The sequence below is a fragment of the Pigmentiphaga litoralis genome (assembly GCF_013408655.1).
In the GTDB taxonomy this organism is placed as follows: Bacteria; Pseudomonadota; Gammaproteobacteria; order Burkholderiales; family Burkholderiaceae_B; genus Pigmentiphaga; species Pigmentiphaga litoralis_A.
In genome coordinates this window covers 3,685,044-3,698,561 of the sequence record NZ_JACCBP010000001.1, presented here as the reverse complement: position 1 = coordinate 3,698,561, position 13,518 = coordinate 3,685,044, and the positions used below count along the sequence as shown (strand labels likewise).

12 protein-coding genes are annotated in these 13,518 nt (G+C 65.1%); 9 read left to right on the top strand and 3 right to left on the bottom strand.

The genetic code is table 11. The features are described from left to right. The first annotated feature begins 11 nt into the window (after positions 1-11). The 6 genes from HD883_RS16780 (at position 12) to HD883_RS16755 (ending at position 5,295) form a co-directional block, all read left to right on the top strand. Positions 12-806, top strand: coding sequence for a helix-turn-helix transcriptional regulator (locus HD883_RS16780; RefSeq protein WP_179583459.1), 795 nt, complete (start codon positions 12-14; stop codon positions 804-806). A 201-nt stretch (positions 807-1,007) separates the two neighbouring features. Further along, positions 1,008-2,258 (top strand): aminotransferase class V-fold PLP-dependent enzyme, encoded by a 1,251-nt coding sequence (locus HD883_RS16775; protein WP_179583460.1) that lies wholly within the window; start codon positions 1,008-1,010, stop codon positions 2,256-2,258. Between the two features lie 22 nt (positions 2,259-2,280). Further along, the gene (locus tag HD883_RS16770) at positions 2,281-2,754 is read left to right on the top strand and encodes a RidA family protein (protein WP_179583461.1); all 474 of its coding nucleotides are present in this window, start codon (positions 2,281-2,283) and stop codon (positions 2,752-2,754) included. A gap of 80 nt (positions 2,755-2,834) precedes the next feature. Beyond that, entirely contained in the window at positions 2,835-3,830 is a 996-nt protein-coding gene (locus tag HD883_RS16765) for a Bug family tripartite tricarboxylate transporter substrate binding protein (protein WP_373563390.1), read from the top strand. Positions 3,831-3,864: 34 nt separating this feature from the next. Continuing rightward, a complete protein-coding gene (locus tag HD883_RS16760) occupies positions 3,865-4,713 on the top strand; it encodes a transporter substrate-binding domain-containing protein (protein ID WP_257022263.1) in 849 nt (282 codons plus the stop codon). A 60-nt stretch (positions 4,714-4,773) separates the two neighbouring features. Further along, the gene (locus tag HD883_RS16755) at positions 4,774-5,295 is read left to right on the top strand and encodes a cupin domain-containing protein (RefSeq protein ID WP_179583463.1); all 522 of its coding nucleotides are present in this window, start codon (positions 4,774-4,776) and stop codon (positions 5,293-5,295) included. Between the two features lie 6 nt (positions 5,296-5,301). Here the strand turns inward: HD883_RS16755 and HD883_RS16750 are convergent, their stop codons facing one another. Then, positions 5,302-6,402, bottom strand: coding sequence for a DNA alkylation repair protein (locus HD883_RS16750; protein WP_179583464.1), 1,101 nt, complete (start codon positions 6,400-6,402; stop codon positions 5,302-5,304). 159 nt (positions 6,403-6,561) lie between these two features. Between HD883_RS16750 and HD883_RS16745 the strand changes: the two genes are divergently transcribed. Further along, entirely contained in the window at positions 6,562-6,936 is a 375-nt protein-coding gene (locus tag HD883_RS16745) for a glutaredoxin family protein (protein ID WP_179583465.1), read from the top strand. Positions 6,937-7,089: 153 nt separating this feature from the next. On the opposite strand, the gene HD883_RS16740 is transcribed toward HD883_RS16745, so the two are convergent. Both HD883_RS16740 and HD883_RS16735 read right to left on the bottom strand, forming a co-directional pair. After that, positions 7,090-8,754 carry a carboxylesterase/lipase family protein gene (locus tag HD883_RS16740; protein ID WP_218863117.1) on the bottom strand — a complete coding sequence of 555 codons (1,665 nt, stop codon included), beginning with the start codon at positions 8,752-8,754 and terminating at the stop codon, positions 7,090-7,092. Positions 8,755-8,889: 135 nt separating this feature from the next. Continuing rightward, complete coding sequence (locus HD883_RS16735) at positions 8,890-9,843, bottom strand: LysR family transcriptional regulator (protein ID WP_179583466.1); 954 nt, start codon at positions 9,841-9,843, stop codon at positions 8,890-8,892. A gap of 231 nt (positions 9,844-10,074) precedes the next feature. On the opposite strand from HD883_RS16735, the gene HD883_RS16730 reads away from it, so the two are divergent. Next, positions 10,075-11,415, top strand: coding sequence for an MFS transporter (locus HD883_RS16730; protein ID WP_373563389.1), 1,341 nt, complete (start codon positions 10,075-10,077; stop codon positions 11,413-11,415). A gap of 75 nt (positions 11,416-11,490) precedes the next feature. Further along, positions 11,491-13,506 (top strand): AsmA family protein, encoded by a 2,016-nt coding sequence (locus tag HD883_RS16725; RefSeq protein ID WP_179583468.1) that lies wholly within the window; start codon positions 11,491-11,493, stop codon positions 13,504-13,506. Positions 13,507-13,518 lie beyond the last annotated feature (12 nt).

Below are 13,518 nucleotides of genomic sequence, written 5' to 3'. Positions count from 1 at the left end.
AGAATGCGTGGATGAGTCCACGCACCGACACCCCCCAAGCTGTTGCCGACGAGCCCCCACTGGCCACGAATGATCCTGCGCGCCTGGCGCACGAGCGCGCAATCATCCGTACCGCGATCACGGCGACCTTGCCGGCCATTGGCGCGATGGTCGGCAAGTTTGTCGAAGTCGTGCTGCATGATCTGGAGCGGCCCGATGCGTCGGTCGTTTACATCGTCAACGGTCATGTGACGGGCCGCCGGGTGGGCGACTCGCTGCTGGACGGGCCGAAAGATGACAAGGCCTTCCTGGCCGCGCGCAAGGAACTGGATCTCGTTGCTCCTCAGCCGCATTCCGTCATCGTCGGATATCCGACCGTGTCGCCGCAAGGCGTGCTGCTGCGATCGGCGACGGTGGTGTTTCGAGATGCCAGCGGCGCGCCGTTCCTGGCCTTGTGCATGAACGCGGATGTCAGCTTCCCGCAAGCGGCGTTGAGCTGGTTCGCCGGTTTTTTGGGCGACGATGCCGGCGCGGGGGAAACGGCGGTGCCTGCCCCTGCGCCCTCCGTGCCGGCCGCACGAGACATGCCGCAGACCGCGGACCTGGATGGCCTGGTCGACAGCATCATCCGCGATGCCATCGTGCGCCATGGCAAGCCGGTGCGCGAGATGACGCGCGAAGAAAAGCTGGACGCGCTGGAAGTGATGGCCGGGCGCGGGGTGCTGATGGTGCGCGGCGGCGTGGCCAAGGTCGCGCAGGCGCTGAGCGTGTCCCGCTACACCATCTACAACTACCTGGAACGGCTGCGGCAGCGCGAGGGTTTGTAAGGGGCCACAGGCTACGCCTGATGACGTTTCCCTTAAAGATCAACTTTTTGTTGAAATATTGCACGATGCTTGCATAATTGGAGCCGGTGCCTGGCTGCGCACGCCTCCGAAGACAGCCTTTAGCCGTCGGCGGCATGCGGCGCAACCCGGCACGCGCACGTCCATCAATTAAACAAAAAGTTGAAACCTCCGGGGGGTTCCATGGATATCGCACGTCGTGATTTCTTCAAACGGGCAGGGACGGCGACCGTTGCGTCCGCCTTCGCGTCGCAGCTGGCAGGCTGCAATGGCGGGGGCATGTCGGATGCCGTTGCATCCACCATCCTGCCGGCCAAGGCCATGTTCCCAGGCGTGGCGAACAAGGTCTTCCTGAACGGCGCGGCCGATCATCCGTGGAACCAGTACGCGGTGGATGCCATGAAAAACTATGCCGAGGCCAAGCTGTCGCTGGGCAGCGGCTCGGTCACCGCCACGGGCAAGTTCGCGACCCTGATTAATGCCGATGCCGACGAAGTCACGTATGTGCCGTCGACGTCGATGGGCGAGTATCTGGTCACCCAGGCGCTCGGGTTGCCGGAGTCGGGCGGGCGGGTCGTGACGGACGCCTTGCACTTCGTGGGCTCGTTCTACATGTACGAGCAGTACCGCAAGCAGGGCCTGGACGTCGTGACGGTGCCGATGGACAGCGACTACAAGATTTCGATGGCCGCGATGGATGCGGCGATCGTGCCTGGCACCAAGCTGGTGGCGGTGTCGCATGTGTCGCTCTACAACGGCTTTGAACATGACATGAAGGCGCTGTGTGACCTGGCGCATTCGCGGGGCGCCCTGGTGTTTGTCGACATCATCCAGTCGGCCGGCACGGTGCCGGTGGATGTGAAGGCGTGGGGCGTCGACTTCGCGGCGTGTGGCACCTACAAGTGGTTGATGGGGGACTTCGGCTTTGCGTTCCTGTACGTGCGCAAGAGCTTGCTGCCGCAACTGAAGCGGCCCTGGTATGGCTATCGGCAGACCCGCAATTTTGCCGCGCCTATCCTGCATGTGTACCCGCTCGATCCGGCCGGGACCGTGCCGTATGAAAGCGTGCAGATCGACAGCGTGGCGGGCTACTTCATGGGGTCCTTTCCCGCGGCCGCGATCGAGACGGCGTGCGCGGCGTCGATCGACTGGATCATGGGCGTGGGCGTGGCGGCGATCCAGGAGTATCGGCAGCCCATGCTGCAGGCCTTGCAGACCGGCCTGCGCGGGAAGGGCTTCCGGGTCGTGACACCCGCCAATTCGCGTACGCCGATCGTGACGGTGGCCTATGCGAACGCGGCCAGCCTGCAGCCCCGGCTTGCCGCGGCCAAGGTCGAGATCACGCTGCGCGCCAACCACGCGCGCGTGTCGCCGTCGGTCTTCAACGACATGAACGACATCAACGTCTTTCTCAACGCCATCGGCAATCCTTGATCCCTTACGCGGAGTTTCAACCATGCACGTCACTCTTTCCAAGCTGACCCTGGCCGTCCTGATTGCTGCGGGCGTGTCGGCCTGCGCCGGTCCGTCGATGGCGCCCGAGTACAAGAATTCCGGCAAGATCCTGCCCACGACGCTGCCCTTTTCCGAAGCGGTGCAAGTCGGTGGCCTGTTGCTGATGTCGGGCCAGATCGGCAATCTGCCGGGCACCTTGACCCTGGCTTCGGGCGGCATGCCTGCCGAAGCCACGCAGGTCATGGAGAACATCAAGACCACGCTGGAAGCGCATGGCTACAGCATGAACGACGTGGTCAAGTGCACGGCGATGCTGGCCGACATGAAAGAGTGGGGCGCCTTCAATCAGGTCTACGAAAAGTATTTCCAGAAGGGGCGCTACCCGGCACGCAGCGCGTTCGGCACGTCGGGGCTGGCGTTCAATGCGCGGGTCGAAGTCGAATGCATTGCGGCAAAGTCGTCACCCGCGACATAACTGCTATATCGGCGGCGCGGGGTGCGCCGTGGCCAGCGTGACTAGAATGGGTTCAACAAGAACACCCTCTGGAGACCATTGTGACCATCCGCCTTTCCCGCCGTGCTTTCACCACCACCTTTGCGGCCGCCGTGTCGGCGTCGCTGGTGGCCGGCCTGCCGCTGACCGCCCTGGCTCAGGCCTATCCTTCCAGGCCCATCTCCGTTGTCGTGCCCTATGCGGCCGGCGGCGGCGTGGATATCGTGACCCGCGTGGTCGCGCAGGACCTGGGCACCGCGCTGGGGCAGACCGTTGTCGTTGACAACAAACCGGGCGCATCGACCAACATCGGCATGGCGGCCGTGGCGAAAGCCGCGCCGGATGGCTACACGCTGCTGACCGCGTCGCCGACCCTGGCCAGCAATGGCGCGCTCTTCAAGCAGTTGGGCTTCGATCCCGCATCGGACTTCACGCCCATCGGCAAGATCGGCTATTCGCCGCTGGTGATCGTGGTCCCGGCCAATTCGCGCTTCAAGACGCTCAAGGAACTGATCGACTACAGCAAGGCGCATCCGGAAGAACTGTCGTACGGGTCGGCCGGCAGCGGCAGTTCGGGTCATCTGGCCAGCGCCCTGCTGATCCAGGAAACGGGTGCAAAGGCGATCCACGTGCCGTACAAGGGCGGCAGCCCGGCCATTACCGATCTGATCGGTGGCCGTCTGTCCTTCATGTCGATCAATCCGCTGGAAGTGCTGGCGCATGTGCAGGCCGGCAAGCTGCGCGCGCTGGCGGTCTATGGCACCAAGCCGACCGATGCCTTGCCGGAATTGCCGACGACCGCGTCGCTGGGCTGGCCCAAGCTGGATGCGACGGTGTGGTGGGGCTTGATGGGCCCGAAGGGCATGCCGAAAGACGTCGTGCAGCGGTTGAACAGCGACCTGCAGAAGACGCTGGCGCGCAAGGACGTGCAGGAAAAGCTGGCGGCGCGCGGCGCGATTGTCGAGACCGGGACGCCCGAGCAATTTGCGGCATTCAATACCGCCGAGATCACCAAGTGGCACAAAGTGATCAAGGACGCCGGCATCCAGGCCGACTGATGTCCACCTTGCGCAACGCGGTCAGGAGAAAAACATGAAGCGGCATCTGTGGGTGGTGGGGCTGGTCGGGACGGTGTTGGCCGGCTGCGGTCAGGCTCCGATGGGATCGGTTGGGCCGGGCGCGCAGCGCAGCGCGGCCGGTGCGGTCGGTGCAGTCCGTGCGCCGTCGTCATTGGCCGGCGAGCGGGCGACGTTGGCGCCCACCGGCGCCTTGCGGGTGGGCGTGTACCGCGGCAGCCCGACGTCCTTGCTGGTCGACAGCGCGGGGCAACGCACCGGTGTGTCGTATGAACTGGGCCAGTTGCTCGGGCAGCGTCTGCAGGTGCCGGTGCAGGTGGTGGAGTACAGCCGCGTGGCCGAAGTCATCGATGGCCTGAAGGCCAATCAGGTCGACTTCACGGTGACCAATGCGTCGGCTGCGCGTGCGCAGATCGTGGACTTCAGCAAGCCGCTGATCAATCTGGAGCTGGGCTACCTGGTGCCGGCCAAAAGCCGGGTGCAGGCGGTGGCCGATGTCGACGGATCGGGCATCCGGGTCGGCGTGACCGAAGGCAGTTCGTCGCAAGGCGTGCTCGGACGACAGTTCAAGAACGCGCGGGTGGTGCCGGTGCCGTCGCTGAAGGTGGCGGCCGACATGCTGCAATCCGGTCAGCTGGATGCGTTTGCGACCAACAAGGCGATCCTGAACGAACTGGCCGACACGGTGCCGGGCGCGCGGATCCTGGACGGCCGATGGGGGCTGGAGCACATGGCGATCGCGATCCCGAAGGGCCGCGAAGGCAGCCTGCCGCAGCTCGATACGTTCGCGCAGCAATTGCAGATGGACGGCACGCTGGCGGCAGTGATCCGGCGGGCGGGGTTGCGGGGGACGGCGGCGCCTTGAGGGTGGCGGCGGGCATGACGCTTGCGGCCGGTACGGCATGCCTTTGATTCCGGACCTGCCATGACTTCCCCCGACGCCTTCCTGCTTGCCGCCAACGATTGGGTGCCCAACAACGCGCGGCTGCCCGTGCTGCTGTATCGCGCTGCCATCGAACCCGATGCTGACGATCCCGCCGCGGCGTTTGAACGCGCGTTTGCCGCCAACGGCTGGCCGCCCGAATGGCGCGATGGCATCTTCGACTATCACCACTTCCATTCCACCGCGCACGAAGTCCTGGGCGTGTCGAAAGGCCGGGCCACCGTGATCCTGGGCGGGCCGGATGGCCGCAAGGTCGATATCGCGGCAGGGGATGTGATGGTGCTGCCCGCAGGAACCGGCCATTGCCTGGACCATGCGGACGGTGACTTCGAGGTGGTGGGCGCGTATCCCGCCGGGCAGAAGTGGGACATCTGCCGCCATGCGCTGACGCCCGATGCCCTGCGCAAGATGCTTGCATTGCCCATCCCCGATCAGGACCCGGTGGTCGGCAAGGGCGGTCCGCTGTGCAAGGCGTGGGACGAGCCGGGCAAGCAGATGTTGTGAGCCCCCTTATTTTTCCGTGAGTTCAAACCCTTCACGCGCCAGGCTTTCGCCGTTCACCAGCAGTTCCAGTTCGTGCCGTCCCGGCTGGTGCGTGCGGGTCGACAGGTTGCGGAAGGCCTGCTTGCGGGTGATTCGGATGGATCCATGGGCCGGCAAGGACAGGGACTTGAGCTTGAATACCTTGCCCGATGCCACGCCGGATTTCTTGACGTAGTGAACGCGGTAGTCGATCACCAGCGTCTGCGGCCGGTCCACCTGTGACGTCAACGTGAAGTCCATGACGACGGTGCCGCCAACGGCAATGGTGGATGGCGTCAACGAAAAATCGTGCACGACGACTTCGGGTGCGTCGCCCGCGCCGATCACCGCCAAGGCTCGCCTGTCACCTTGTTTAATCAGCGTGCGCAGCGCATGGCGTGCGATCCATGCCGTGCGGGCATCGTCCAGCGGCCAGCTTTCGATCCGGTCCAGCACCCAGGTAGGGTGCAGCTTGGTGACGTCGTTCAGATGATTGGCCACCGACTTGCGCACGTACAGGCTGTCATCCGCACGCAGCGTGTCCAGGATGGGGGCAGCTAGTTCCGGATCGTTGACGATTGCATCCAACCGGAATGACCACGGCAGGCGCGGGCGGCAGCCTTCGCTCGCCAGGCGCCGGACGTGCGCATTGGCGTCATGGGCCCAGGTCTCCATGATGGCCAGGGCACGTTGCGGGTCCGCGCGCAAGAATGGACGGATGCCGAATTCCGATGACCCGAAGGGTGTGAAGAAACGCAGTGCTTCCATGGACGCATCGAAGTGATCGAGGCCGTGACACGCCACGTAGTCCGGCAGGATCATCGAGACAAAGGCATGGTCGATGCGCGGCGCGACCGCTTTGAGGATCTTCAGCGCACTGAGGAAATCCTGCGGCAGGGTGGTATGCAGGCTGGTCGTTGTCTGCCGCAACCTTTCCATCAGGCTGAGCGCGTCCAGGTCCGTCGTGGCCAGGGCCAGGAAGCGCGCGGTATCGAAGCGCGGGTACACCGCCTTGACCTGCGCCGCGATGTGCTCGAGGCGGGCCTGATCGAACATGGCTTTGAGGGCAGGTGCGGGCGCGTCGGACATGGAATGGACCCAGGCAAGTCAGCGTGGAATGGCAGGATTTGAAACCAGCCAGTGCGAACAGCCACTGCCAGTCGGCCCTGCAGTGTAGACGCGGGTTATCCATGAGGCCGCCCGCAGCGGGTAGACTGGCGACCTTTCCGTGCTTTAGAGGTCGCCATCATGTTTGTCAAAGCCTTGCGTGTCGGTCTGGGTCAGTTGATCGTTCTTGGTGACGCGCTGTCGCGTCCGCGCCCCCAGAAGCGCTCGGCGCAGGGCCAGGCGCAGGTGGAAGCCGAAGCGGCCCGGCTGTCCTTGTACCAATTGCACGCCTGCCCGTTCTGCGTCAAGACGCGGCGCGCCGCGCATCGACTGAATGTGCCGCTGACCTTGCGCGATGTGAAGCGTGATCCGCAAGCGCGCCAGGAACTGCAGGCGGGCGGCGGCAAGATCAAAAGTCCGTGCCTGCGCATCGACGATGCCAAGGGCACGCGCTGGATGTACGAGTCCAAGGACATCATCGCGTACCTGGACCAGCGGTTCGGCCAGATCGCCTGATGGACGCAGCCGGCGCAACCTGCGCCGCGACTGCGCCGTCCTAGTCCCGTCCCAGCCGGGTCCCAACCGCGTCCTAGCTGCGTCCCACCCCCTCCTTTTTTCCTGCGTCCTAGTCGCGTCCCAGCGTAGTCCCAGACTCGTCCTACCCGCGTCCTACCCCAGGATGCCGGTCCACACCTGCAGCTGCGCCACCTTGGGCACTTCGGCCGTCACGACGTCAGCCGTGTCACCCACCCCGATCTGCACTGACCGGGCCTGCGCAGGCTGGTACGCTGGCCAGGTGCTGCCCGACGCAAAGACGGGATTGCCGTCCCGCGCGAAGCTGACCAGCGACGCCATCATGCGCTGCGACAACGTGGCTTCGGCGGCGCCAGCCCCCACCTTGGTCCGATAGAAGTCCAGCCCATAGGTGCCAAAGATCATCGGCAATTCCGCGCAGTGCGGCACGCCCCGGGCCGGCGCCTTGATGGCATGCGCATAGGTGCCGTAACGCACGTTCCGGCCGGCGGCGGCCAGCTGGTTGGCGTAGCGATAGCCGTCGTAGCGCAGCAGGCCATCGCCGTAGATCTCGACATACAGGTCACCCGGAAGGGTGGACCGGCCTTCCGCCGCGGCAGCCGTTTCGTACGCGGCCATGACCCGTTCGGCATTGGCGGGCGAACCGGCCAGCCCGGTGATGGCGGTCAGCACCGCGGCGCGGGTCGTGGGCAATTCAGCGGTGGCGCGGGTGTTGGTCAACACGTTGAACAGATCAACGAAGAAGGTGCCTTCGGTCAGCGTGTTCATGATCAGCACTGGCGTGGACGCGGGCCAGTCATTGCGGGTCCAGTCTGTCAGGTAGCTTTTGCCGTCGATGATCGGTCCGGCCTTGGCCCCGCGGCCTGAGGTGAAAGTGGTTGGCAATGGCAACTGGTTCAGTTCGGATTCGCCTTGCTGCACGGTGGCCGCGGGCAAGGATGCCAGGCCGGCCACCGTCGTGCCCAGCCGGGCCGCGAGCAGTTCGGTATAGGCGGCGGCGTCCGTCAGGGTAAAGGCGCTGGGGCTGGCGGACCGGGCCGGGCTGAGCAGCACGGCTTTCCTGACCAGGCTGCGGGTGGTCGGGTGCTGCGCCAGGATGGCTGCGCTGGTGCCGCCCGCCGACTGGCCGGCCAGGCAGATGTTGGCCGCGTCGCCGCCGAACTGTGCAATGTTGGCGCCGACCCATTGCAGCGCCGCCATCTGGTCCTGCAGCTGCCAGTTGGCCTGCATGCCGGTGTCGGGATCGGTAAAGGCCGGGTGGCTGAGTGTGGCCAGTCCGCCCAGGCGAAAGGTGACAGTGACCACGACACACCCCATCGATGCCAGCGCCTGGCCGTCGACCAAGGGCAAGGCCGACGACCCGGTGCGCCATGCCCCGCCGTGCAGGAACACCAGCACTGGCAGCTTGCCGCCTTTGTCGGGCGTCCAGACGTTCAGGGTCAGGCAGTCTTCGCTCATGGCTTGCGGCGGCGTGTAGATCCACTGCACATAGGGCGGCAGCGTCTGCAGGCTGGAGGGGCCGAATTGCGTGGCATCGGTGATGCCGGCAACGGGCCGCACGGCCTTCGGCGACTTGAAGCGCAAGGCGCCCACCGGTGCCTGCGCATACGGAATGCCCTTGAAGGACAGCACGCCTGCCTGGGACGATCCCCGGAAGCTGCCGGAGGTCGTATCGGCCACACGGTCATCATCGCTGTCCGATCCGCAGCCGGTCAGGGGAAGGGCGACCAGCAGGCCGGCCATCTGCACGAAGCGCCGGCGGGACACGGCGGGAAAGGAAGGATCGCTGGGCAAGGACATGCGGACTCCGTCGAAGAACGTTCCGGGGTGGAACGGTGCGACGTCGATGATAGGTTCGCGTGGCGCGGCGTGAACGTCCCGCTGGGACAACGCAACGTCCCGGAAAGGCAACGTATCGGACCCTGCCGGACCTGGCTAGGTCCCCGTCGGAATGTCGATCGACACGACGCGGCCGGGCCGGCCGTATGACTGCAGCCGCTGATGCAGCGCGTCGATGAAGAGCCGTCCGCCCGGCGTCAGATGCCGGCGCGACGGATAGATCGCGTACATGCCGATGGCCGGCGGCGTCCAGGCCTCCAGTACACGGCACAGGGCTCCGGTGGCCAGGTGGGAGATGCATGCGCCGGCCGGCAACTGCGCAATGCCCAGGCTGCGCAAGGCGGCATCGGCCACCAGCGCCAGGCTGTCGGCCTTGAAGCGGATATCGACGCGCGTGTGCGCCGTCTCGCCAGTGGCATTTTCAAACGACCATTGCTCGGGCGCATCGTGAAAGGTCCACCCGATGGCGGGCGCGCCATCCAGATCGTGCGGTGACGTCGCGTGGCGATAGGCCTCGGCAATGGCCGGGGCCGCCACCAGAATGTACGGAAAGTCGACCAGCTTGCGCGCGACGAAGCCCGCGTCCTTGAGCGGCCCGATGGCGGGCAGGATGACGATGTCGGCCGAGGCCTGCTGCGCCTCGGGACGGCCGCTGTAGGTCGACAGCGAAATATGCAGGCGCGGGTGCAGCGCCGCCAGTTCGATCGCCAGCGGGCCGACTTCGGCCACGGCCAGCGCGATGGGACAGGACACCTGCAAGGTACCGCCTGGCGATTCCAGGCTGTGCGCCGCGAAGGCAAAGGCGGCCTGCGCCTCGGCGCGGATCGCGCGGGCATGTTCGACCAGGCGTTGGCCCACCGCGGTCACGTCAAAGCGCCGCGAATTGCGCACCAGCAGGCTGACGCCCAGGCGTTCTTCCAGCGCCTGCACGCGCCGGCTCATGACGGATTTCGACCTTCCGGGGTTGCGGCTGGCGGCGCTGAATCCGCCGGCTTCGACCACTTCCAGCAGGATCATCAGATCGTCAATATGCTCGACGGGTGGGGTCATGGGCGGCTCGTGATGGAAGGGGCGAAGTGCACGCGTCGGATCACGGCAGAGTATCGGGTGGCGCGGGCTTTGTCCAAATCCGCAAGGTGCCCGGCATGAAATCCATTCATGGACAACCTCAACGAATGTCGTTTGCGGCGCTCAGCCGCGGCTCGCACACTTCGACCTGCATGCTCGCTGACAGGACCGCAGAGCCAGTTCACTGGCCGGTCCGGTGCGCAAGGAATTGCCGTGCAATCCGCAACCATCTCCCCGCCCGTGGACACGCCCTGGTATCGGGCATTGAGCAAGAAGCAGTGGCAGATTTTGATCGCATCCAACCTGGGCTGGATGTTCGATGGCTTCGAGAATTACGCCCTTATCCTGACCGCCGGTACGGTCATGCTGCAGCTGCTGCCGCCCGAACAGCACGCCTCGCTCTCGCTTTACGTGGGCGCGGCCATCGGCATCAATCTGCTGGGATGGGGGGTCGGCGGCATGCTGGGTGGCATCCTTGCGGACTACATCGGTCGCAAGCGCATGATGGTCATCGCCATCCTGGCCTATTCGGTGATGACGGGGCTATCTGCGTTCGCCTGGAACTTCTGGTCGTTTGTCGTGCTGCGGTTTCTGGTCGGTGTGGCGGTCGGATCGGAGTGGGCGACTGGCAGCTCGATGATGGCCGAGCTGTGGCCCGACCGCGCGCGGGGCAAAGGCGCGGGATTGATGCAATGCGGCCTGGGGCTTGGATTCTTCGTGGCCGCCCTGGCATGGTTGTTCATTGCCCCCATTGGCGAACATGCCTGGCGCGCCATGTATCTGCTGGGTGTGCTGCCGGCGCTGTTGACGCTGTGGATACGCCGCGCAATTCCTGAATCGGCGTTGTGGGAGGCCGTGAAGGCCAAGCGCGATGCGGCCCGTGAACGCCTGCGTAGCGGCAGTGCGCTGTCGACGTCCGACGAACAATTGACCCGCTTCACGCTGACCGATCTGTTTACCGACACGACGGTGCGGCGGCGCACGATCCTGGTGTTCCTGATGTCGCTGGCCACCACGGTGGGCTTCTGGAGCGTGTCGACCTGGGTGCCGCCCTTTATTGCGTCGGTGGCCGGACGGGCCGGACTGCCGGCAGCCAAGTGGGCAAGCTATGCCGGTATGGCGTACACGCTGGGGTCGATCACGGGCTACGTGCTGCTGGGCTTCCTGGCCGATGCATTGGGCAGGAAGCCGGTCACCATCGCCTTCTTTGTGCTGGCTTTCGTGATGACGCCCATCCTGTTTTTCACCACGACCAATCCCTATTGGCTGTTGATGCTGGCGTTCGTCAGCGCCATCTTTTCCAATGGCCAGTACACCTGGATGCCGGTCTGGCTGCCGGAGCTGTACCCGACCCGCATGCGGGCCACGGCCCTGGCGTTCGCCTTCAATGCGCCGCGCTTTTTGGCCTTTCTGGGACCCTTGCTGGCGGGGGCCATGATCGTGTCCTTCGGGGGCTACGGGCAGGCGGCAATGGTGCTGGTGTCGGTCTATGCGCTGGGCATTCTGGCCGCACCCTTTCTGCCAGAAACAAAGGGCAAGCCGCTGCCCGAATAACGCGCGCCACGGTTGTCGTGGCAGTTCGGCATGTTTGTTGCTACAAGCAATAAAAAACTGCGAGGCTGGACTGTCATGACGACCGCTGTATCCCGCTCGCTGAAGCGGCACCCCATCGCCTTGGGCGTGCTGCTGTTCCTGATCCTGCTGGTGCTGCTGTTTGACTGGAACTGGCTGCGCCATCCGGTCGAACGCTACATCTCGAACAAGACCGAGCGCACCTTTACCCTTGGCCATCTGGACGTCGACCTGGGCTTTCCCACGGTTGTGCGGCTGACCGACGTGTACTTCAGCAATGCGGACTGGGGCCGCAAGGAACCGATGGGCAAGGCTGGTCAGGTCGAATTTTCGGTGTCCCTGCCCAGCCTGCTGAGCGACAAGATCTTCATTCCGCGGCTGGCCGTGTCCGACGCGGAAGTGGTGATGGAACTGGCCAAGGATGGCCGGCGCAACTGGCGGCTGTCCGAGCCCGATGACACCAGCCCGGGCCGCGCCCGCATCGGGTCGCTGGCCGTGAACGACACGCGGCTGCGCTTCTACCACTACGGCAAGAACCTGGAAGTGGCGGTGGATGTGGACACCTTCGATCCGAAGGCGCAGGTCGAAACCCGGGATGCCGATGCCAAGCCCGAGAACGCGTCGTTCACCACTCGCTATGCGATCCACGGCAAGTACAACGATGCGGACTTTGCGGGCGAAGCGATCGCCGGCGACACGCTGACCTTCCAGGAATCCGGCACGCCGTTCCCGCTCAAGGGCTATCTGGAAGCTGGCACCACCCGCTTCGATGTGGACGGGCAGATCGCCGACGTGGTGAACCTGTCGGCCATCGATGCGCGCATGAAGATCCGCGGCGAGACCCTGGCCAATCTGTATCCCTTCATCCTGCTGCCGCTGCCCGCGTCGCCTCCGTATGCGCTGGAAGGCCATCTGAAGATGGACGGCAATCGCTACACGATGGACGAGCTGCGCGGCAAGATCGGATCGTCGGACGTGACCGGGAGCGGCACCTATGAGAAACGCGAACCACGTCCGTTATTGACGGCCAACCTGAACAGTGACCTGCTGGACGTGACCGACCTGGGGCCCCTGATCGGCGTGAGCAAGAAGCACGACGGCGCGACGCCGCCTGTCAGCCAGTCCGACACGCAGACCCGCGCGACCGCCAAGGCCAAGGACAAGGCAACCCAGACGCGGCTGCTGCCCACGCAGCAGTTCCAGCCCGAACGCTTCAAGGCGATCGACGCCGCCTTCGATCTGAATGCCAGCAAGCTGGAAGTGCCGGGCAAGCTGCCACTGGATAGCCTGAAGGTGTCGTTGCGCCTGAAAGACGGCGTGCTCAAGCTGGAGCCTTTCAACGTCGGGCTGGGGGATGGTGCGGTGATCGCGCGCATTACGCTGGACGCCAGTGGCGAGCCAATCAAGGCGGACGCCGTGATCGATGTCAAACAGGTCCGCCTGTCGCGTCTGCTGCCGGCATCGGACAAGGTCGCGCCAAGCACGGGAACGTTGGGGGGACGGATCAGCCTGCGGGGCACGGGCAGTTCGGTTGCCGAATTTGCTGCCAAGGCCGATGGCCAGATCAGCGCGGCCGTATCAAGAGGACGCGTGTCCAACCTGATCGACGCGGCCAGTGGCCTGAACGGCGGCAAGGTCATTGCCCTGTTGGCCGGCGGGGATGAGCAGATCACCTTGCGGTGTGGCGCGGCCCTGTTCGATGTGAAGCAGGGCAAGGGCACATCCACGTTGTTCGTGGTCGATACGGAAGAGACGCAAGTGCTGGGCGATGGCGGCTTCGACCTGGCGGCCGAGCGCATCAACTTCACGCTGGCGCCGGAACCCAAGAACCCGGGTTTCCTGTCGGCCCGCACGCCGCTGAATATCCACGGCAGCTTTCTGTCGCCGCAGTTCGACCTGGAAAAGAAACCGCTGGTGGCGCGTGCCGTGGGCGCCGCGGCGTTGGCGGTGATTGCCGCGCCCCTGGCGGCGTTGATCCCTTTCATTGAGACCGGACCGGGCGAAGACACCGATTGCAGCAAGGTGTGGAGCAAGGTGCCCGCCGCCCGTGCGGGGACGACAGGCGGGAAGTGATGCGGGGAAAGG